The 20,388-nt window shown below is 70.4% G+C and carries 15 protein-coding genes; 8 read left to right on the top strand and 7 right to left on the bottom strand.

The window, feature by feature from the left end:
• Positions 1–159: 159 nt before the first annotated feature.
• Together murA and ACFVQ3_RS13950 are read right to left on the bottom strand one after the other, a co-directional pair.
• Complete coding sequence (gene murA, locus ACFVQ3_RS13955; RefSeq protein WP_377679678.1) at positions 160–1,476, bottom strand: UDP-N-acetylglucosamine 1-carboxyvinyltransferase; 1,317 nt, start codon at positions 1,474–1,476, stop codon at positions 160–162.
• Positions 1,477–1,816: 340 nt separating this feature from the next.
• Positions 1,817–2,854 carry an adenosine deaminase gene (locus tag ACFVQ3_RS13950; RefSeq protein WP_387640037.1) on the bottom strand — a complete coding sequence of 346 codons (1,038 nt, stop codon included), beginning with the start codon at positions 2,852–2,854 and terminating at the stop codon, positions 1,817–1,819.
• Positions 2,855–3,086: 232 nt separating this feature from the next.
• Between ACFVQ3_RS13950 and ACFVQ3_RS13945 the strand changes: the two genes are divergently transcribed.
• On the top strand, positions 3,087–4,475 hold the full coding sequence (locus ACFVQ3_RS13945) for an MFS transporter (RefSeq protein WP_387640034.1): 1,389 nt from the start codon (positions 3,087–3,089) through the stop codon (positions 4,473–4,475).
• A 53-nt stretch (positions 4,476–4,528) separates the two neighbouring features.
• On the opposite strand, the gene ACFVQ3_RS13940 is transcribed toward ACFVQ3_RS13945, so the two are convergent.
• Both ACFVQ3_RS13940 and ACFVQ3_RS13935 read right to left on the bottom strand, forming a co-directional pair.
• Complete coding sequence (locus tag ACFVQ3_RS13940) at positions 4,529–7,273, bottom strand: glycoside hydrolase family 3 C-terminal domain-containing protein (RefSeq protein ID WP_387640032.1); 2,745 nt, start codon at positions 7,271–7,273, stop codon at positions 4,529–4,531.
• Positions 7,274–7,279: 6 nt separating this feature from the next.
• Positions 7,280–9,832 carry a glycoside hydrolase family 3 C-terminal domain-containing protein gene (locus ACFVQ3_RS13935; RefSeq protein WP_387640030.1) on the bottom strand — a complete coding sequence of 851 codons (2,553 nt, stop codon included), beginning with the start codon at positions 9,830–9,832 and terminating at the stop codon, positions 7,280–7,282.
• A 78-nt stretch (positions 9,833–9,910) separates the two neighbouring features.
• Here ACFVQ3_RS13935 and ACFVQ3_RS13930 point away from each other — a divergent pair, with 78 nt between their 5' ends.
• The 3 genes from ACFVQ3_RS13930 to ACFVQ3_RS13920 all read left to right on the top strand — a co-directional run bounded on the left by ACFVQ3_RS13930 (position 9,911) and on the right by ACFVQ3_RS13920 (position 12,510).
• A complete protein-coding gene (locus ACFVQ3_RS13930; protein ID WP_387640028.1) occupies positions 9,911–10,525 on the top strand; it encodes a TetR/AcrR family transcriptional regulator in 615 nt (204 codons plus the stop codon).
• A gap of 116 nt (positions 10,526–10,641) precedes the next feature.
• The gene (locus tag ACFVQ3_RS13925; protein ID WP_387640026.1) at positions 10,642–11,160 is read left to right on the top strand and encodes a GNAT family N-acetyltransferase; all 519 of its coding nucleotides are present in this window, start codon (positions 10,642–10,644) and stop codon (positions 11,158–11,160) included.
• A 405-nt stretch (positions 11,161–11,565) separates the two neighbouring features.
• The gene (locus tag ACFVQ3_RS13920; RefSeq protein ID WP_387640023.1) at positions 11,566–12,510 is read left to right on the top strand and encodes an HNH endonuclease; all 945 of its coding nucleotides are present in this window, start codon (positions 11,566–11,568) and stop codon (positions 12,508–12,510) included.
• Between the two features lie 77 nt (positions 12,511–12,587).
• On the opposite strand, the gene lpdA is transcribed toward ACFVQ3_RS13920, so the two are convergent.
• Positions 12,588–13,991, bottom strand: coding sequence for a dihydrolipoyl dehydrogenase (gene lpdA, locus ACFVQ3_RS13915; RefSeq protein WP_387640021.1), 1,404 nt, complete (start codon positions 13,989–13,991; stop codon positions 12,588–12,590).
• A gap of 570 nt (positions 13,992–14,561) precedes the next feature.
• Between lpdA and ACFVQ3_RS13910 the strand changes: the two genes are divergently transcribed.
• Positions 14,562–15,497: a DUF808 domain-containing protein gene (locus tag ACFVQ3_RS13910; RefSeq protein ID WP_387640019.1), complete on the top strand. Its 936-nt coding sequence runs from the start codon at positions 14,562–14,564 to the stop codon at positions 15,495–15,497.
• A gap of 130 nt (positions 15,498–15,627) precedes the next feature.
• Positions 15,628–16,467: an LLM class flavin-dependent oxidoreductase gene (locus ACFVQ3_RS13905; protein ID WP_387640017.1), complete on the top strand. Its 840-nt coding sequence runs from the start codon at positions 15,628–15,630 to the stop codon at positions 16,465–16,467.
• 413 nt (positions 16,468–16,880) lie between these two features.
• On the opposite strand, the gene leuD is transcribed toward ACFVQ3_RS13905, so the two are convergent.
• The gene (gene leuD, locus ACFVQ3_RS13900) at positions 16,881–17,519 is read right to left on the bottom strand and encodes a 3-isopropylmalate dehydratase small subunit (protein WP_387640015.1); all 639 of its coding nucleotides are present in this window, start codon (positions 17,517–17,519) and stop codon (positions 16,881–16,883) included.
• A gap of 82 nt (positions 17,520–17,601) precedes the next feature.
• Positions 17,602–19,083 carry a 3-isopropylmalate dehydratase large subunit gene (gene leuC / locus ACFVQ3_RS13895; RefSeq protein WP_387640013.1) on the bottom strand — a complete coding sequence of 494 codons (1,482 nt, stop codon included), beginning with the start codon at positions 19,081–19,083 and terminating at the stop codon, positions 17,602–17,604.
• Between the two features lie 165 nt (positions 19,084–19,248).
• On the opposite strand from leuC, the gene ACFVQ3_RS13890 reads away from it, so the two are divergent.
• Positions 19,249–19,968 (top strand): IclR family transcriptional regulator, encoded by a 720-nt coding sequence (locus tag ACFVQ3_RS13890; RefSeq protein ID WP_030150819.1) that lies wholly within the window; start codon positions 19,249–19,251, stop codon positions 19,966–19,968.
• Positions 19,969–20,219: 251 nt separating this feature from the next.
• A complete protein-coding gene (locus ACFVQ3_RS13885) occupies positions 20,220–20,387 on the top strand; it encodes a hypothetical protein (RefSeq protein WP_164984114.1) in 168 nt (55 codons plus the stop codon).
• Position 20,388: the final 1 nt, after the last annotated feature.

The following is a 20,388-nucleotide window of genomic DNA, read 5'->3' as shown; positions in this document are numbered from 1 at the left end:
CGGGCGCTCCCCCGCCGGGGCGCGGGGGCCCCGCGGGGGCGCCCGCCCGGGGGGGGGGGGGGGCCGCCCCCCCCCCCCGCGCCCGTCGGGTGCCGGAGCCCCCGGCTGGCCCTCCCGAGCCGCCGGGAGGCCGGGGGCCAGGAGGCCGGGAGGCCGGGGTCAGCCTCGGCTGACGTCCGCGCCCAGCGCCTCGAGCTTGTCCTGGAAGTACTCGTACCCGCGGTCGATCAGGCCGATCCCCCGCACCGTCGAGGTCCCCTTGGCCGCGAGCGCCGCGATGAGGTGGCTGAACCCGCCGCGCAGGTCCGGGACCTCGATGTCGGCCGCGGACAGAGGGGTGGGGCCGGAGATGACGGCCGAGTGGTGGAAGTTGCGCTGCCCGAACCGGCACGGCAGGCCGCCCAGGCACTCCTTGTAGACCTGGATGGTCGCGCCCATGCCGCGCAGCGCGTCCGTGAAGCCGAAGCGGTTCTCGTAGACCGTCTCGTGGACGATCGACAGGCCCTTGGCCTGCGTGAGCGCCACGACGAGGGGCTGCTGCCAGTCCGTCATGAAGCCGGGGTGCACCGCGGTCTCGAGCACGATCGCGTTGAGGTCGCCGCCCGGGTGGTAGAACCGGATGCCGTCCTCCTCGACCTCGAACTCGCCGCCGACCTTCCGGAACGTGTTGAGGAACGTCATCATCTCGGGCTGCGTCGCGCCCTTGACGGTGATGTCGCCGCCGGTCGCGAGGGCCGCGGACCCCCAGGACGCCGCCTCGATGCGGTCGCCGAGGGCCGTGTGCTGGTAGCCCATGAGCTTGTCGACGCCCTCGATGCGGATCACGCGGTCGGTGTCGACCGAGATGATCGCGCCCATCTTCTGCAGGACGGCGATGAGGTCCATGATCTCGGGCTCGATCGCGGCGCCCGACAGCTCGGTGATGCCCTCGGCGCGCACGGCCGTGAGCAGGAGCTGCTCGGTCGCGCCCACGCTCGGGTAGGGCAGGGAGATCTTGGTGCCCTGGAGGCGGCGCGGGGCGCGGATGTGGATGCCCTGCTCGCGCTTGTCCACGACGGCGCCGAACTGGCGCAGGATGTCCAGGTGGTAGTTGATGGGCCGGTCGCCGATGCGGCAGCCGCCCAGGTCCGGGATGAACGCCTCGCCCAGGCGGTGCAGGAGCGGGCCGCAGAAGAGGATCGGGATGCGGCTCGACCCGGCGTGCGCGTCGATGTCCGCGACGTGCGCCGACTCGACGTCGGTCGGGTCGAGGTGCAGGACGCCCCCGGCCTCGTCCGAGACGACCTTGACGCCGTGCAGCTCGAGCAGTCCCGTCACGACGCCGACGTCGCGGATCTGCGGCACGTTCCGCAGCACGCTCGGCCCCTCCCCGAGCAGGGAGGCCACCATCGCCTTGGAGACGAAGTTCTTCGCCCCCCGCACGGTGATGGTCCCGTTGAGCGGAGTGCCGCCGTTGACGTACAGCAGATCGTTCATGTGGTCGTGGTCGCCTAGCTCTCTCGAGGATCGTCCGGATGGTCGTGCGTCCGGCGCGGGCTGCCCGCCCGTGCCGTCGTGCGGTACCGCTCGCGGTGCCGCACTCCCCCGTGCCCCAACGCAGGGCATCCGAAGATTATTCACCCACCGGGGCCCGCCCGACGACGACGCCCGCCCCGAGCGGTCGCTGACCAGCAGGAACGCGGTCGGCACGGGCGGGTCGCACGGCCGTCGTCCTGCCGGACTTGCCCGGCAGGACTGACATGCCCGGGGTGCCCGGGGTGCCCGACGGCGGAGGGTCGCCTCGCGCGTGAGGCGCGCTCCGCCGTCGGGCAGCTTGTCATGCCTGGGTGGGCTCGTACTGCTCGACGTAGCGGTCGATCTCCTCGAGGTACGCCGCGCGACGCTCCGCGTCGATCCACGAGGCCTCGAACGAGTTCTTCGCGAGCGTCACGACCTCTTCGGACGTGAGGCCGGCCTTGACCGCGACCGCGGCGTAGTTGTCGGCCACGTACCCGCCGAAGTAGGCCGGGTCGTCGGAGTTGATCGTGATCTTGACGCCGTCGCGCAGGAGCTGGGCGACCTCGACGGCCTTCATGTCGTCGGTCACGAAGCTGTTCGACACGGGGCAGCTCGTCAGGCCGATGCCGCGGGCCTTGACCTCGGCCACGAGCGCGGGGTCCTCGACGATGTTGGTGCCGTGGTCGATGCGGTCGACCTCGATGGTCTCCAGCACGGTGCGGATGTTGTCGATGCTGCCGACCTGGTCGATGTCGCAGTGCATCGTCAGGCGGTAGCCGAGCTCGCGGGCGCGGGCGAAGACCGCGGTGAACTTCTCGGGCGGGTTGCCGCGCTCGTCGGAGTCCAGGCCCACGCCCAGGATGAGGTCCTTGAACGGCACCGAGGCCTCGAGCGTCTCGGCGGCGCTCTCGGCCGAGAGGTCGCGCAGGAAGCACAGGATGAGGTCGGCGTCGACGCCGAAGTCGGCCGCGGCGGCCGCGGCCCGGTGGTAGCCCTTGACGACGGCCTCGAACGGGACGCCGCGCGCGGTGTGCGCCTGGGGGTCGAAGAACATCTCGGCGTGCTTGACGCCGTTCGCGGCCGCGCGCAGGAGGTACGCGTGGGCGAGCTCGAAGAAGTCGTCCTCGGTCTGCAGGACGTCCATGGCCGGGTAGTACACCGCGAGGAAGCTCGTGAGGTCGGTGAACCTGTACGTCGCCTGCACCTCCTCGACCGTGGTCTGGCCGATGTCGATGCCGTTGCGCTCGGCGAGGCGCAGCTTGAGGTCCGGTTCGAGGGTGCCCTCGAGGTGCAGATGGAGCTCGGCCTTGGGCAGCCCGGTGACGAAGTCCAGGGTGGGCTGGAGGGGCAGGGGCATGGTTCTCCTTCGTGTGGGGGTCGTCCTCCCATCATGCCCTGCGGGTCCTGGTGGTCCGGGCGGGCCTCGGTCCCGGGCTAGCCCCGGCGCAGGGTGACCACATCGCGAGACGCCCTGCTCGCCCTGCGGTCGCCGTCCTTACCGTGGGACGCGAAGTTACCGGGTAGTACGGTCCCCCTCGATGCCCAGGGGACCTCCTCGACGCTTCCCCGAACCCCGCAGGAGCACCTCCGTGACCACGACGGCAGCACACTCGACCGCCGACCCCTCCGGCACGACCGGCACCCCGGACGTCCCCGCCAACAGCAAGGGGCGCGTGATCTTCGCGAGCCTCATCGGCACCTCGATCGAGTTCTACGACTTCTACGCGTACGCGACCGCCGCGGTCCTCGTCTTCCCGGCCGTGTTCTTCTCGGCGCTCGACGGCAGCACGTCCCAGCTCCTCGCGTCGTTCGCGGTGTTCGGCGTCGCGTTCGTCGCACGGCCCCTCGGGTCGATCGTGTTCGGCCACTACGGCGACCGGATCGGCCGCAAGGGCACGCTCGTCGCCTCGCTGCTGACCATGGGCGTCGCGACGTTCCTCATCGGCCTGCTGCCACCGTCGTCGACCCCCGGCTGGTCGGTGCTCGCGCCCGCGCTGCTGGTCCTCATGCGCTTCTGCCAGGGCCTCGGGCTCGGCGGCGAGTGGAGCGGCGCAGCGCTGCTCGCGACCGAGAACGCCCCCGCGGGCAAGCGCGCGATCTGGGGCACGTTCCCCCAGCTCGGCGCCCCGATCGGGTTCATCCTCGCGAACACCACGTTCCTGGTCCTGGCCGAGACGCTGACCGACGAGCAGTTCTCCTCGTGGGGCTGGCGCGTGCCGTTCCTGGCCAGCGCGCTGCTCGTGATCGTGGGCCTGTGGGTGCGGCTGCGCCTGGTCGAGAGCCCCTCGTTCCAGAAGGTCGTCGAGACCGGCGCGGTCGCCAAGCTGCCCGTGGCGCAGGTGTTCCGCAGCTCGTGGCGCCAGATCGTGCTCGGCACGTTCATCATGCTCGCGACCTACGTGCTGTTCTACCTCATGACGACGTTCACGCTGACGTTCGGCACCGCGCCCGCAGAGGTCCCCGCGGGGAGCGGCGGCGCGCCGGGCCTGGGCTACGAGCGCACCGACTTCCTCGTGATGCTCATCGTCGGCGTCGTGTTCTTCGGGATCTTCACGCTCGTCTCCGGGCCGATGGCCGAGAGGTTCGGGCGGCGCAAGCACCTCATCTGGACGACGGTCGCGATCATCGCGTTCGGCGCCCTGTTCGTGCCGCTGTTCACGGGCGGGACCGTGGGCGTCATGGCGCTCCTCGTGGTGGGCTTCACGCTCATGGGCCTGACGTTCGGCCCCATGGCCGCGATCCTGCCCGAGCTCTTCCCCGCCAACGTCCGGTACACCGGCTCGGCGATCGCTTACAACCTGTCGTCGATCCTCGGCGCGGCGGTCGCGCCGTTCATCGCGGTCGCGCTGTGGGAGCAGGCGGACGGCTCGCCCGTGCTGGTCGGGGTCTACCTGTCGGCCATGTCGGTCCTGACGCTCGTGGCGCTGCTCGTGAGCAAGGAGACCAAGGACGTGGAGTACACGGACAACGTGAGCTGAGGCTCCCCGGCACTCGTCGCTCCCGCCGTCGGGCATTGCGGGTCAGGTCCGGATCACTCGAAGAGCGTGGTCTGCAGCGTGGTGTACAGGATCGTGTGGACGCGGTCACGCAGAGCGTTGCCCACCCCCACCGGGTCCTGGTCGACCGCGGCCTTCGTCGCCTTGTCCGAGCCCGGGAGCATCGCGAGCATCAGGTCGTTGCCGTAGCGGGCCGCGAGGCCGGGATCCATCCAGGCCCCGAGCACCGCGTCGGTCGAGACGACGCCCTGGAAGCCCCACTCGCCGCGGAGCACGTCCTGCAGGAGCTGCTCGTTGCCGCCCGCCCACACGCCGCCCATGTTGATGAACGAGCTCATGGCACCGGTCGGGTCGGCCTCCTTGACCGTGATCTCGAAGGGCTTGAGGTACAGCTCGCGCAGCGTCTGCTCGTCGACGAAGACGTTCACGCCGGTACGGGCGTTGACCTCCTGCTCGTTGAGCACGAAGTGCTTCATGAAGGTCAGGACGCCCTTGCTCTCGGCGCCCGAGACCATCGCGGCCGACATCATGCCCGACAGGTGCGGGTCCTCCGAGAAGTACTCGAAGTCGCGACCACCCAGGGCCGTGCGGTGCAGGTTCATGCCCGGGGCGTACCAGCCCTCGATGCCGTAGGCGTTCGCCTCGGTCCCCACGGACTCGCCGACCGCGCGGGCGAGGTCGTCGTTCCACGTCGAGGCCACGACGATCTGGGTCGGGTAGGCGGCCGCCTCGAGCGAGCTGAACAGGGAGTTCAGCCCGGCCGGACCGTCGAGCAGGTCCATCGCCGGGATGCCCAGGCGCTCGACCTCGTGCGTCCGGTACGCGCCCTTGGCGAAGAGGTCGACCTGCTCGTCGAGCGTGAGCTGGTCGAGGAACTCGTCCCACCGGGGGTCGTCGCGGTCGAGTCCCGCGAGGTCGGCCAGGACGAGGCCGTTGTCGGCGCCGTAGGTCGGCGTCTCGCCCTCGGCGGGCTCGATCTCCGGGTCCATGCGCGCGAGCAGCTCGTCGGAGGCCGTCGCGCCGGCCTCGGGCGCCTGCGGATACGTGCCCTCCCAGTCGGCGCGCGAGAGGTAGGTCAGGTCGCCCTCGACGTAGTCGAAGCGGTTGGTGAGCTCGTGCCCCGTGTCGGCGTCCGTGGCGTAGACGACGTCCTCGGCCACGACGTGGTCGAACCGCGCGACCGGGGTGTGGACGTCGGTGCGGACGGACACCTGGTAGGTCCCGGCCTCGAGCAGGTACGCGCCGTGTCCCTCGGTGTCCCAGGAGGCCATGTCGCGCACGTCGAACGTGACGGTCACGGTCTCGGACTCCCCCGGCTGGAGCATCGCCGTCTTGTCGTAGCCCGCGAGCTCGATCGCCGACTTCTCGATGCCGCCCGGCGTGTACGGGGCCGAGAAGTACACCTGCACGACGTCCTTGCCCGCCGTGCCGCCCGTGTTGGTCACCGTGACGTCGACGCTGATCGTCTCGCCGTCGACGCGCGGCGCCGCTGCCTCGTGCGCGAACGTCGTGTAGCTCAGTCCGTGGCCGAAGGGGAACTGCACGGCCTGCGCGTAGCCCGCCTCGTCACCCGCGTAGCGGGTCTCGTAGTAGCGATAGCCGACGTAGATGCCCTCCTCGTAGTCGAGGTAGGAGCGCTTGACGTTGGCGTAGTCGAAGTCGCCCACGTTGGCGACCGCCGGGGCGCTCGTCACGTCGTAGGCGTAGGTGTCGGTCAGGCGGCCCGACGGGTTCACGTCGCCCGTCAGCACCTTGGCGAGCGAGACCGCACCGCGCGGACCCGGCGTGCCGATCCACACCGCGGACCGGATCTGCGGGTACTCGTCGAGGAAGCCGAGCTCCAGCTGGTTGCCCGAGTTCACGACCACCACGACGTCGTCGAACGAGGCCGTGACCTTGTCGAAGAGCGCGCGCTGCTCGTCGGTCAGGCGCAGCTGCTCGGGGCTCATGTCCTGGCCCTCGACGCCGTCGTTGCCGACGACCACGAGGGCCGTGCCGGAGAACTCTGCGGCCTGCGCCATGACGTCGTCGGTCAGGTAGTCGGGGGCGGGCTCGCCCTCGTCACCGCCGCCGATCATCGCGCCCGCGATCTGCAGGAGCCCGTTGGCGCCGCCCGTCTCGGTCGTGGCACCCGCCTCCTCCATGGTCGCCTTGAGGTCCGGGTTGACCGTGATCCCCTGGTCGGCGAGGGCGTCGTAGAGCTGGACGGACTGCGACTGGTTGCTGCCGCCGGACCCGCCGCCCCCGAGGATCAGGTTGAACGACGCGAAGCTGAACACGTTGAGGGTCTCGTCCGCGAGCGGCAGGACACCGCCCTCGTTCTTGAGCAGGACGATGCCCTCGTCCGAGACGTCCTCCGACACCTGGGCGGCGTTCTCCCGGGCGGCCACGCCGGCCGGCGAGGACGAGTCGTACTCGATCGACATGAGGAACCCGATCGAGCTCGCGAACGGCGCCACGAGGGCGCCGATCCCGACCACGGCCACGGCCGTGACGCCCCAGCCGACAGCGCGGCGGGGCCGGTGCTCGACCTTGCGGTTGACGCGCGCGCGGCGCCTGTCCTCGCGGCGCTCGGCCCGGGTCATCCCGGCGCGCGCCGCGGTCCGCTCCGCCTTGGCGGTCTTGCGCGCCTCACGGGCCGCACGCTTGTCGGCGGCCTTGGCCGCCCTGCGCTCCTGCGGCTCCATCGCCTTCAGCTCGGCGCGCCGGGCCCGCCTGGTCGCGCGCAGCTCCTGTGCGCGCGCGACGGCGTCCCGCTTGATCTCAGTGCGTGTCGCCATTCCTTCTCAGTCCTTCTTCCGAGCCCGCGCGGCCATCGCGTGGGCACGCCATGCCGGGACCAGGCGGCGGACACCGCGCCAGAACCGGCCGTTGACCATCAGCAGCAGGCCGTCGAGCATCGCCTCGTCGACCGTGCCTGCGCTCATCCGCGACACCGACCGGAACGGCAGGTCGAGGACGAAACGGGTGTTGTTCGCCGCGTGGGGACGCCCCAGCAGCATGAGCAGCCGTCCGGCGGCGTCGATGAGCCGGACCAGGCCGCCTCCCACGCCGCCACGACCGCGCGCCTGGGCGATGATGTCGGCGCGCGTGAGCGGACGGCCCGCGGGCCAGTCCTGCGCCGGGGGCGTCCGCCCCAGCAGCGCCGCGAACTCGTCGTCGGGGACGCGGTCCACGTGGCCGCTCGCGTAGTGCGGGAGCCCCGCGGTGTCGGGGGCCCACGGCTCGCCGTCGACAACGACGGGCGCGGACACCCGGAGGTCGCGTGACGACGCGCCGACCTGGACCGTGTAGGTGCCCGGCACGGTGCGCCACTCGTGGCTGCCCGTGTCGTAGGCGTCGAACGCGTGCTCGGCGAGGTCGACGGTCACGCTCGCGCTCTCCCCCGGTTCCAGGGTGACCTTCGCGAACCCGGCGAGCTCGCGGGGCGCGCGGAACTCGCCCCGGGCCGCGCCCGGCGCCTCGACGTAGACCTGCACGGTCTCGGTGCCGGCACGCTCGCCGGTGTTCGTGACCGTGACCCGGACTCTCGTGCGGTCCGCGGCGAGGTCGCTGTGCTCGAACGTCGTGTAGCTCAGGCCGTGCCCGAACGGGTAGCGGACCGGCAGACCGACCTTGTCTGTGTGGCGGTACCCGACGTAGATGCTCTCGCGGTGCTCGGACGTCGCCTCGGTCCGCCCGAACGTCGCCGACGACGGCACGTCGGTGTAGCGCAGCGGGTACGTCTCGGCGAGGCGTCCGGCCGGGTCGACCACGCCGGTCAGCACGTCGGCGATCGCCTGGCCACCGCCCTGACCACCGAGGTAGCCGTGCACGATCGCGTCGACGTGCTCGGCGAACGGCAGCTCGACGGGCGCGCCACCGGCCAGCACGACCACGACGGGCACCCCGAGCCTCGTCAGCTCACGCGTGAGGGCGAGCTGGTTGCGGGCGATCCGCATGTGCGTCCGGTCGACGCCCTCGGCCTCGGCCGACTCGTCCAGGCCGAGGAAGAGCAGCACGACGTCGGCGCGCTCTGCGAGGCGCACCGCGCGCCGGCGGCGGCGGGCCGACGACGGCGAGTCCCACGCGCCCCGGCCCCCGTCGCGGCGGGCGAAGCCCTGCTCGTAGCCCACGACGTCCAGGCCGCTGGCTCGCAGCGCGTCGAGCGGCACGTCCACCCGGGTCGGGTTGACGAGCGAGCTGCCCGCGCCCTGGTACCGGGGGGTCGCCGCGAAGTCGCCGATCACCGCGACACGCCCCGAGTGCCGTCCGAGCGGCAGGGTGCCGCGGGCGTTGCGCAGCAGGACGACCGAGCGCTGAGCGGCCTCGACCGCGAGCGCGTGGTGCGCGTCGAGGTCGACGGGTGCGGCGCCGTCGGGCGTGGTGGTGCCACCAGGGCGCGCGGTGCTGTCGAGGGGCGCGGCGCCGTCGGGCCGGTCAGTCGTGGCGCCCTGGGGGCGCGCGGTCTCGGCGCGTGCCGACTCGGTGCGCTCGATGAGCGTGAGCAGCTCGTCGACGCGGGCGTCGAGGACTGCCTCGTCGAGGCGCCCCTCCTCGACCGCGCGCACGACCTCGGCGTCGGTCACGCCGTCGGTCGACGGCATCTCGAGCGCGTTGCCCGCGACGAGGCCCGCGACGCGGTCGTTGTTGCCGCCCCAGTCGGTCACGACCAGGCCGTCGAAGCCCCACCGCTTGCGCAGGATCTCGTCGAGGAGCTCGCGGTGCTCGTTCGCGTAGGTCCCGTTGACCTTGTTGTACGAGCTCATGACGGTCCAGGGCCGGCCCTCGGTGACCGCGATGCGGAACGCCTCGAGGTAGGTCTCGTGGAGTGCCCGCTCGTCGACGACCTCGTCCATCGTCATGCGGTGCGTCTCCTGGCTGTTCACCGCGAAGTGCTTGGCGCTCGCGCCCACCCCGCGGGACTGGATGCCGCGGATCTGCGCCGCGGCGAGTCGGCCCGCGAGCAGCGGGTCCTCGGAGAAGTACTCGAAGTTGCGGCCCGCGAGCGGGTTGCGCTTGATGTTGAGGCCGGGGCCCAGCAGGACGCTGACGTTCTCGGCAGCGGCCTCGGTGCCGAGCGCCTCGCCGACCCGCTCCACCAGGCCCGGGTCCCAGCTGTTGGCGAGCGTGGCGGCCGTCGGGAAGCACGTGGCGGGGATGCTCGCGTTGAGACCGAGGTGGTCGGCCGCCCCGCCCTGCTTGCGCAGACCGTGCGGGCCGTCGGTGAGCATGATCGAGGGAACACCGAGGCGGTCGACCGGCTTGGTGTTCCAGAAGTTCGCGCCTGAGGTGAGCGAGGCCTTCTCGGTGAGGGTCATCTCGCTACGGGCACGTCGTCGGGCGTCAGGAGGAAGCACGGCCCAATGCTAGCCCAACGTCCACCACTTGGTGGAATTACGTGAGGGGGTAGCCTCTGACCTCGGAGGGGATGCACCGTGACCACGCAACAAGCAGCCACGACCGGGCGGTCGGGATACGCCACCGGGCGCGCGACCAAGCAGTCGATCGTCGCCCGAGCCGCCGAGGCCTTCGCCCAGAAAGGGTTCTACGGGGCCTCCCTGCGCGGCATCGCCCGCGAGGCCGGGATCGACCACTCGACCCTCCTGCACCACTTCGGCAACAAGACCGCGCTGCTGCTGGCAGTCATCGAATGGCACGACGCACAGCACGCACCACCGTCGATGCCCTCGGAGTTCACCGCCGACGACCTCGTCGACGGGTTCGTGCACGTCGCCGAACGCAACCGGGAAGCGCCCGGCCTGGTCCAGCTCCTCTCGACCCTCTCCGCCGAGGCCGGGACGCCCGGCCATCCCGCTCGGCCAGTGCTGCAGGAACGGCACCAGGTGCTGGTCTCGATCATCGGCGGGATGATCCGGACACAGCGTTCTCGTGGGGTGCTGGACGACGCCGGCGCCTCGCCCGACGAACGCGCCGCACTCTTCATCTCCACCTGGGAAGGGCTGCAGGTGTACGACGCGCTGCACCCCGGGGCCGTAGACGTGCCGGGGATGGTCGGGGAGATGCTGCGGCGGGAGTTCGGGGTCGGGTAGGCCCCGTGGGCGCCCGGGGCGCAGGCCCCCCAAGGTGCACGACGACGGAGCGCGCCGTCGCGCGGAAGGTGGGCTCCGGCGTCGGGAGCGCTCGGCAGCATCTAGCATGAGCCGCCATGCGACCTGTCGTGACCGTCCGCCCAGCCCGTCCCGACGACGCCGATGCCATGGCGAGCGTCCACGTCGAGTCCTGGCAGCAGACCTATCGAGGGCTGATGCGCGACGAGGTGCTCGACGACCCGGACCTGCTCCCTGCGCGCCGCCGCTTCTGGCGGGCCGTGCTCACCGAGGAGCGGTACGGGTCGTTCCGGGCTGCTGTCGCGGTGGACGATGACACGGTCGTCGGCATCGCCCTCGCCGGGCCGGCGACCGATCCCGACGTGACGTGGGACGCGCAGCTGTACGTCCTGTACCTCCTGGAGGCGTTCCATGGCAGCGGGGCTGGACACGGACTGATGAACGCCGTCCTCCCGGGCGGTGACTCCGCCGCGCTCTGGGTCGCAGACCCCAACCCACGAGCCCAGGCGTTCTACGCGAAGCAGGGCTTCGAGCCCGACGGAGTGGTGAAGGTGGAGGACGGGGTGAGCGAGGTGCGGTTGGTTCGGACAGAGGCACGCGTTGACCCCGGCAACTGAAGCTCGCGGCTCGGCAGGCACATCGTCGGGCCCCTCGGCCCGCAGTGGCCCTGACCGCGGACAACCTTCATAGTCACCTCGATGTAGCAGGACCCACACCATGCCGAACGGCCCCCTTCGCTCTACGTCGTTCACGCAACTGAACCGCCCCCATGCGCAACACCCCTGCAACACCGAGCTCAAGGGGGTGAAATTCCGTCGTGGTCGCCACTCAACCAGTGATCCTCGCTATGGTCTCGACTGAACTGGGGCAAGTGACCGGGCAAGGATGACCGGGACAGCGTTCCGACAGGCCTCAGCGTTGGACGGTGCACGCACACCCTCATCCGGGCGGCTGCAAGCACAACTTCCCCCTCAAGAACCAACCTACTCGACGAAGCGAACCGCAAAGGACAGCCACTCAGCATGGAGATCTTACTGACGATCCTACTTGTCGTCTTGGCGTTTACAGTCCTGCCTCCCGCGATTCGGAGTATTCGCAAGAGGCGATACTTTGCAAGCGAAGAGTTCCTTGCCCAGAAGAACGCGATCACGTCGGTCGTGACCGAGCATAACGAGGTTGCAGCGTACACCTCGGAAATACGTTCCCATGGCTCCTATCGGCTTGGCGCGTCATCAACGGGAGCCCAGGCGCACCTGGCCTCGTTTCAGAACACAAGCAATTACAATTACCGACGGGACAGGAATGTTGCAGCATACAACGCCCCGAACGTGCACAACTGTTCGCTGCAAGTCGTGCGAAACGCCAGTGCGGACCCTCTCAAATACTTGATGAAGTACTTCAACATCAAGTCCGACGAGCCTACCCTCGCCGACGTGGAGAGACTCGGCGAGAGCATCGCGCGGCTTGAGGATGCCGTGAGCAACCTCCATCAGCGCGAGGCCGACATCACGAAATCGATCAATCCGCCCGCGTTCATTCTGAAGCATTACTCAGATGAGTTCATGGCACACGTCGGGGTCGATCTGTCTCCCATCAATGTGCCATACCCCACCTACTTCTTCGAGTACGTCAGTGCTGGCGGGAACAGCTCTCAGCGGACAAAGATCGTTCTGGACACCCGAACCATCGACGCCCTTATCGAGGTGCTTTCACAGAAGATTCGCTTTCGAAAAAGCGCTGCCGGACAGCGTGCCCTGATGACCGCTCGACTACGCACCTTCATCAAGTCGCGCGACAACCACGCATGCCGGTACTGCTCGGTCTCGCTCGCAGCGGAGCCTCACCTGCTTCTCGAGGTGGACCATGTCATCCCGGTTTCGAAGGGGGGGCTCTCCACTCCCGACAACTTGCAGACCTTGTGCTGGAAATGCAACAGGAGGAAGTCGAACAAGCTCCCGGTTGTCTGACAACCTGCGAGGGGCCCAGACTCGATGAGTCTGGGCCCCTGAACGGCCGGATTAACCTTGGCCGACGTACTCTTCGGTCAGAAGTTGATCATGTGCCCCGCGAGCCCATGGATCGCCTCCTGCACGGCCTCCGACAGCGTCGGGTGCGTGTGCACGTTGCGCCCCAGCTCGGACGCCGTGAGGTCCCACTTCTGCGCGAGGGTGAGCTCGGGCAGCAGCTCGGACGCGTCGGGGCCGATCAGGTGGCCGCCAAGGAGCTCGCCGTAGCGGGCGTCGGCGACGAGCTTGACGAAGCCCGTGGGTTCCCCCAGGCCGTGCGCCTTGCCGTTGGCGGTGAAGGGGAACTTGGAGACCTTGACGTCGAAGCCCTCGTCGCGGGCCTGCTGCTCGGTGAGGCCGAAGCTCGCGATCTGCGGCTGGCAGAACGTCGCGCGCGGCATCATGCGGTAGTCGCCGAGCGTCATGGTCTCGGCGCCGCCGATGGTCTCGGACGCGACGACGCCCTGCGCCTCGGCGACGTGCGCGAGCATGAGCTTCGCGGTGACGTCACCGATCGCGTAGATGTGGGGGACGTTGGTGCGCATGACGTCGTCGATCGCGATCGCGCCGCGGTCGGTGAGCTGCACGCCCGTGTTCTCGAGGCCGAAGCCCTCGACGTTGGGTGCGAAGCCGACGGCCATGAGGACCTTGTCGACCTCGATCGAGCCGGGCTTGTCGTCCTTGACGCCCTTGTAGGAGACGGTCACGGACGAGCCCCCATCCACGACGGTCTGCACCGCGGTCGACGTCAGGATGTTCACGCCGAGCTTCTTGTACTGCTTGGCGATCTCCTTGGAGACCTCGACGTCCTCGTTGGGCAGCGCGCGGTCGAGGAACTCGATGATCGTCACGTCGACGCCGTAGTTCTTGAGGACGTACGCGAACTCCATGCCGATCGCGCCCGCGCCGACGATCGCGATCGAACGCGGCAGCTCGCGCGTCAGGATCTGCTTCTCGTACGTGACGACGTTCTCGCTCAGCTCCACGCCCGGCAGCAGGCGGACCTTCGAGCCCGTCGCGATGATGACGTTCGCGAACGTCACGGTCTCGGTCTGGCCCGAGGACAGCGCGACGTCGATCGTGTTCGCGTCGCGGAACGTGCCGCGGCCGTCGAACTCGGTGATCTTGTTCTTCTTCATGAGGAAGTGCACGCCCTTGACGCGGCCGTCGGCGACGTCACGGCTGCGGTCGAACGCCTTGCCGAAGTCGAACGACACGTCACCCGTCATGCCGAAGAAGTCGGCCTGGTGCGTGTACAGGTGGGCGAGCTCCGCGTTGCGCAGGAGCGCCTTGGAGGGGATGCACCCGACGTTGAGGCACACACCGCCCCAGTACTTCTCCTCGATGATCGCGACGGACTGGCCGAGCTGGGCCGCGCGGATGGCGGCGACGTAGCCGCCGGGGCCCGCGCCGAGGACGACGACGTCGTAGTGGTTAGCCATGGGGACCAGCCTAGGACGTCTGCCCGACGGCGGAGCGACCGATCGCGTCACACGTCGCCCGGGGAGCGCCGAGGGTGACGCCCAGAACCGCCGACGGCGACGTACCTGTTCGCCGACGGTGACGCCCGAGACCGCCGACGGTGACCACCTGGTCGCCGACGGTGACCGCACGAGCCGCCGAGGGTGACGGACCCGAAGGCCAAGGGGACACGCCCCCGGGAACTGAGCGACGCCGTCGGGCAGCAGACGTGTCACTTCGACGGGCGAAGCCGTCGCCCTCAGCGGGCGCGAGCGTCACCCTCGGCGGGCGCGAGCGTCACCCTCGGCGGGCGCGAGCGTCACCCTCGGCGGACAAGTACGTCACCCTCGGCGGACGCGGGCGTCACCCTCGGCGGGCGCGAGCGTCACCCTCGGCGGGCGCGAGCGTCACCGTCGGCGGCCAAGTACGTCACCCCCGTCCCGCGGACGGGTCGCGACGGCCGGGCGCCCGAGTCGTTACGATGCGCTACAGCCGCGTCGATTCCCGACCTCAGGGCTCGTGGGCGGCGACACGGGCCTCGTGGAGACCTCATGGCCGTTGGACTCGCAGCCCTCCTGGACGACATTGCAGCGTTCGCCAAGCTGGCGGCCGCGTCCGTCGACGACATCGGCGCCGCGGCGGGGCGGGCGAGCGTCAAGGCGACCGGCGTCGTGATCGACGACACCGCGGTCACGCCCCAGTACGTCGCCGGGCTGGCCGCGAAGCGCGAGCTGCCCGTGATCAAGCGCATCGCGATGGGCTCGCTGCGCAACAAGCTCCTGTTCATCCTCCCCGCGGCCCTGCTGCTGAGTCAGTTCCTGCCGTGGCTGCTGACGCCGCTGCTCATGGTCGGTGGCGCCTACCTCGCGTTCGAGGGTGCGGAGAAGCTCTGGGAGATGGTCTCGGGCAAGCACGGCGAGGCCGTCGACGACGCCGCCGCCAAGAAGGCCGTCGACGAGGACAGCGTCGTGTCGAGCGCGGTGCGCACCGACTTCATCCTCAGCGCGGAGATCATGGTCATCGCGCTCAACGAGGTCGCGGCGGAGGGCTTCTGGGCCCGCGCGATCATCCTGGTCGTCGTCGCGCTTCTCATCACGGCGGTCGTGTACGGGATCGTCGGGCTCATCGTGAAGATGGACGACATCGGCCTGCACCTCGCGGGACGCGAGACCGGCTGGGTCAAGTCGTTCGGCCACGGCCTGGTCAAGGCGATGCCCCGCGTCATGGCCGTCATCTCGATCGTGGGCACGGTCGCGATGCTGTGGGTCGGTGGACACATCCTGCTCCAGGGCACGTACGACCTGGGCTGGCACGCGCCCTACGACCTGCTGCACGTCCTCGAGGACGCCGTGCACGGCGTGCCGGCCGTGGGCGGGTTCCTGGTGTGGCTCGTCGACACCCTGGGTTCGGCGATCATCGGCGTCGTGGCGGGAGCGGTCGTCGTGACGGTCGTGCACTTCATCCCACGCAAGAACAAGCACCACTGACCCTCGCCCTCGCAGGGCGCTGCGGGCGGGTTCCCGGTCCTCCGGGAGCCCGCCCGTCGTCGTTCTCGCGGCGCGTGTGGGTGGCCGCCCCTACCGTGGGAGGACCGCCAACGAGTCGCAGGAGGATGTCATGGGCTTGCAGTTCGGGTTCGTCGGGAGCTTCGGTTCCGCGTCAGAGCTGGTCCAGATGGCCCGCGAGGCCGAGGAGCACGGTTGGGACGGCTACTTCACGTGGGACGGCATCAGCCTGCCCGGCATGGAGGGCTACGACCCGTGGGGCATCCTCGCCGCGGCGGCCGTCCAGACGCAGCGCGTGACGCTCGGTGCGCTCGTGTTCGCCCTGCCGCGCAGGCGCCCGTGGGAGCTCGCTCGCCAGGCGCTGACCGTTGATCACCTGTCCGGCGGTCGGCTGGTCCTGCCTGCAGGGGTCGGGGTGCTCGACGACGCCGGCTTCAGCGCGGTCCCCGGTCAGCTCACGTCGCTGCGTGAGCGGGCCGAGCTGCTCGACGACGTCCTCGCGTTCCTCGAGCGTTCCTGGTCCGGTGAGGCGTTCTCGTTCGACGGGAAGCACATCTCGACCGGCGAGATGACGATCTCACCCCAGCCCGTCAACGGGCGCATCCCGGTGTGGCCCGTGGGCGTCTTCCCGAGCGAGAGGTCGATGAGCCGCGCGGTGCGCTGGAACGGCGTGACCGTCCAGCTGCGCGGCGACCGCGGCATGGACCCGCTCACGCCCGACGACGTGCGCGAGGTCGCGAGCTGGGTCGCCGAGCACCGCGACCCCGGCGCCGGGGAGTTCGAGCTCGTCGTCCAGCGCGACTTCGCGACCGACCTCGACGCTGCCGCCGAGGACGCGCGGGCGCTCGAGGCGGCAGGCGCGACCTGGTGGATCGAGGCCGGCTGGGACCCGACGAAGGTCACCGCCGAGTCGCAGCTCGCGAGGATCCGCCAGGGCCCGCCGCGCCCCTGAACGAGGGCTGCACGCCGAGGGTGACGCGGTCGCCCGCCGAGGGTGACGGGACTGCCCGCCGAGGGTGACCGCCCGGCCCGTCGGCGGTGACCCGAGCGCGGCCGCGGTAGCGGTCGGCGCCTCCTGCGATCCTCCGCAGGGCAACTTCAGCACTGGTACCCGTCACCCTCGGCGGCCGTGTCCGTCACCTTCGGCGCACCAGCACGTCACCCTCGGCGGCCGTGTCCGTCACCTTCGGCGCACCAGCACGTCACCCTCGGCGGGCAGTTCCGTCACCCTCGGCCGGCGTGTCGGTCACCGTCGGCGCACCTCGCCGTCACCGTCGGCGACAGCCCGCGCACCCAGGGACCACACGCCGACGGCGCCGCTCCCCACCCAGGGGAGCGGCGCCGTCGGGCCGGTTCACACGCGCGTCACGCGGACGGGCGTGCCGCCTCGATCTCGACCGTCGGCAGGTGCTTCGCCGGCAGCGTCTTGGGACGCCACGACGCACGCGTCTGCTCGAACGCCGTGATGTCGGCCTCGTGCTGGAGGGTCAGGCCGATGTCGTCGAGGCCCTCCATGAGGCGCCAGCGCGTGTAGTCGTCGATCTGGAAGCGGACCACGACGTCGTCGGCCGTGGCGGTGCGCTCGACCAGGTCGACCGTGACCTCGGTGCCGGGCTTGGTCTCCAGGACCTTCCACAGCAGCTCGATGTCCTCCTGCGCGACGATGCCCGCGACGAGGCCCTGCTTGCCCGAGTTGCCGCGGAAGATGTCCGCGAAGCGCGAGGCCAGGACAACCTTGAAACCGTAGTCCTTGAGGGCCCAGACGGCGTGCTCGCGCGACGAGCCGGTGCCGAAGTCGGGGCCCGCGACCAGCACGGAGCCGGACGTGTACGCGGGCTGGTTCAGGACGAACGCGGGGTCCCCGCGCCACGCCGCGAACAGGGCGTCCTCGAAGCCCGTGCGCGTCACGCGCTTGAGGTAGACGGCGGGGATGATCTGGTCCGTGTCGACGTTGCTGCGGCGCAGCGGGACACCGACACCGGTGTGGGTGGTGAACTTCTCCATGATGCTTCTGCTTCCTCGATGAGTGTCGTCAGGTGGCCTGCCGGGGTGGGTGGCGCCCCGCGCGGGGCGCCGGGTCCCGGTGTCAGACCTGCAGCGGGACGCGCGGGTCGAGCGGCGCGAGCGGCGTGCCGTCGAACGACGTGATGTCGACGTCGGCGGGCAGGTCCAGGTCCGCCAGCGAGGACAGGGTCCCGCGGATGGCGGTCGCGGCCGCGACGAGCGGCGAGACGAGGTGGGTGCGCCCGCCCTTGCCCTGGCGACCCTCGAAGTTGCGGTTGGACGTGGAGGCCGAGCGCTCGCCGGGGGCGAGCTGGTCGGGGTTCATGCCCAGGCACATGGAGCAGCCGGCGTTGCGCCACTCGGCACCGAAGTCGAGGAAGATCTGGTCGAGCCCCTCGGCCTCGGCCTGGAGGCGCACGCGGGCCGAGGCGGGCACGACCAGGACGCGCAGCGAGTCGGCCTTCTTCTTGCCCTGGACGACCTTGGCGACCGAGCGCAGGTCCTCGATGCGGCCGTTGGTGCACGAGCCGATGAAGACCGTGTCGATCGCGATGTCGCGCAGCGGCGCGCCCGGGGTCAGGCCCATGTACTCGATCGCACGCTCGGCGGCTACGCGCTCGTTCTCGTCGGCGATCTCCGAGGGGACGGGGACGTTCGCGGACAGGGGCAGGCCCTGGCCGGGGTTGGTGCCCCACGTGATGAACGGCTCGAGGTCGGCCGCCTCGAGGACGACCTCCTCGTCGAAGGTGGCGTCGTCGTCGGAGCGGAGCGTCTTCCAGTACTCGACCGCGGCGTCCCAGTCGGCGCCCTCGGGCGCGTGCGGGCGGCCCTTGAGGTACTCGAACGTGGTCTCGTCGGGCGCGATCATGCCGGCGCGTGCGCCTGCCTCGATCGACATGTTGCAGACCGTCATGCGGGCTTCCATGGTCAGCTTGCGGATGGCCTCGCCGCGGTACTCCAGGACGTAGCCCTGGCCGCCGCCGGTGCCGATCTTCGCGATGATCGCGAGGATGATGTCCTTGGACGTCGCGCCCGGGGGCAGCTCGCCGTCGACCGTGATGGCCATGGTCTTGAAGGGTGCGAGCGGGAGGGTCTGGGTCGCGAGCACGTGCTCGACCTCGGACGTCCCGATGCCGAATGCGAGGGCCCCGAACGCACCGTGCGTGGAGGTGTGGGAGTCGCCGCACACGACGGTCAGGCCGGGCATGGTCAGGCCGAGCTGCGGGCCGACCTGGTGCACGATGCCCTGGTCCGCGTCGCCGAGCGAGTGGATGCGCACGCCGAACTCCTTGGCGTTGTTGCGCAGCGTGTCGATCTGGGTGCGGCTCGTGAGGTCCGCGATCGGCAGGTCGATGTCGAGCGTGGGGGTGTTGTGGTCCTCGGTCGCGATCGTCAGGTCGGTGCGGCGCACCTGGCGGCCGGCGAGCCGCAGGCCCTCGAAGGCCTGGGGACTGGTGACCTCGTGGATGAGGTGCAGATCGATGTAGAGGAGGTCGGGCGACCCGTCGGTGCCACGTCGCACCAGGTGCGCGTCCCAGACCTTCTCCGCCAGCGTGCCGGCCATGTTGGTTCTCTCCTACCTGTGTCCTGCGGTGGTCGCTCACGCGGGGGCCGTGGGCGACGATCGGGGGGTACATCTCGGTCCTGGCCCGGGGCGAATCTCCCGGCCCTTCGTCGACACGACACCCGCTGACTTGCATCTCACTGTGCGAGACGTCAATATCGACCTATGGACAATTCTAGCGGAGTCGGCGTGCTGGACAAGGCGGCGTCCGTTCTGGGCGCCCTGGAGTCCGGACCAGCCACCTTGGCCCAGCTCGTCACCGCCACCGGACTCGCCCGTCCGACGGCTCATCGCCTCGCAGTCGCGCTCGAGCACCACCGCATGGTGGCCCGCGACATGCAGGGCCGTTTCGTCCTCGGGCCGCGCCTGAACGAGCTCGCGACGGCAGCAGGCGAGGACCGCCTGCTCGCCGCGGCGAACCCCGTTCTCACGGCCCTGCGCGACCACACCGGCGAGAGCGCCCAGCTCTACCGGCGCCAGGGCGATCATCGCATCTGCGTCGCCGCGGCCGAGCGTCCCGTCGGCCTGCGAGACTCCATCCCCGTCGGCGCGACGCTCACCATGGGCGCGGGCTCCGCGGCCCAGGTGCTGCTCGCGTGGGAGGAGCCGGACCGCCTGCACCGCGGCCTGCGCGAGGCCGTCTTCACGGCCACGATCCTCTCGGGTGTCCGACGGCGCGGCTGGGCCCAGTCCGTCTCGGAGCGCGAGCTCGGGGTCGCCTCGGTGTCGGCGCCCGTCCGCGGGCCGTCCGGGCGCATCGTCGCCGCCGTCTCGATCTCGGGCCCGGTCGAGCGCCTGACCCGTCAGCCGGGCCGCCTGCACTCGGGCTCGGTCGTCGCCGCGGCCAACCGCCTGACCGAGGTCCTGCGCCGCGCCGGAGAGTAGTCCTCCATCGACCTGGGAACGTGAGGGGCGGGCACCGCGAGGTGCCCGCCCCTCACCGTGCCCGGGCTCACGAGCGGGCGAGCGGTCTCGCGCCGCGCCTGTACCGCCTTGTCATGACACAGGCCCCACGACCGATTCGGGCGAAACGCTAGACTCGTCGTCGGCGCGCCTCCGACGGTGCTCCGTCCGCTCTGGTCACCATGGCGAGCAGAGCCGAGAACCGCCCCGATCGACGACGTGAGGACCACACGATGCCCGGCAAGGCCAAGACCATCCTGATGTGGGTCGTCATCGTCTTCCTGCTGTACGCGGTCGTCCAGAGCCCCGACCGCGCAGCAGACATCGTCCAGGCCATCTGGGACGTCATCCTGGGCGCGTTCCAGAGCTTCGGGCAGTTCGTCCAGTCGCTCATGAAGTAGG

Source organism: Oerskovia sp. NPDC057915, assembly GCF_042887685.1.
Taxonomy (GTDB): Bacteria; Actinomycetota; Actinomycetes; order Actinomycetales; family Cellulomonadaceae; genus Oerskovia.
Note: the sequence above shows the minus strand (reverse complement) of the source record. Positions and strands in the feature narration are given on the sequence as shown.

Excerpts from the sequence above, each read along its gene's own strand:
- murA (WP_377679678.1), bottom strand. The coding sequence starts at position 1,476 with ATGAACGATCTGCTGTACGTCAACGGCGGCACTCCGCTCAACGGGACC.
- ACFVQ3_RS13950 (WP_387640037.1), bottom strand. The coding sequence starts at position 2,854 with ATGCCCCTGCCCCTCCAGCCCACCCTGGACTTCGTCACCGGGCTGCCC.
- ACFVQ3_RS13940 (WP_387640032.1), bottom strand. The coding sequence starts at position 7,273 with ATGGCGACACGCACTGAGATCAAGCGGGACGCCGTCGCGCGCGCACAG.
- ACFVQ3_RS13925 (WP_387640026.1), top strand. The coding sequence starts at position 10,642 with ATGCGACCTGTCGTGACCGTCCGCCCAGCCCGTCCCGACGACGCCGAT.
- ACFVQ3_RS13920 (WP_387640023.1), top strand. The coding sequence starts at position 11,566 with ATGGAGATCTTACTGACGATCCTACTTGTCGTCTTGGCGTTTACAGTC.
- lpdA (WP_387640021.1), bottom strand. The coding sequence starts at position 13,991 with ATGGCTAACCACTACGACGTCGTCGTCCTCGGCGCGGGCCCCGGCGGC.
- ACFVQ3_RS13910 (WP_387640019.1), top strand. The coding sequence starts at position 14,562 with ATGGCCGTTGGACTCGCAGCCCTCCTGGACGACATTGCAGCGTTCGCC.
- ACFVQ3_RS13905 (WP_387640017.1), top strand. The coding sequence starts at position 15,628 with ATGGGCTTGCAGTTCGGGTTCGTCGGGAGCTTCGGTTCCGCGTCAGAG.
- leuD (WP_387640015.1), bottom strand. The coding sequence starts at position 17,519 with ATGGAGAAGTTCACCACCCACACCGGTGTCGGTGTCCCGCTGCGCCGC.
- leuC (WP_387640013.1), bottom strand. The coding sequence starts at position 19,083 with ATGGCCGGCACGCTGGCGGAGAAGGTCTGGGACGCGCACCTGGTGCGA.
- ACFVQ3_RS13890 (WP_030150819.1), top strand. The coding sequence starts at position 19,249 with ATGGACAATTCTAGCGGAGTCGGCGTGCTGGACAAGGCGGCGTCCGTT.
- ACFVQ3_RS13885 (WP_164984114.1), top strand. The coding sequence starts at position 20,220 with ATGCCCGGCAAGGCCAAGACCATCCTGATGTGGGTCGTCATCGTCTTC.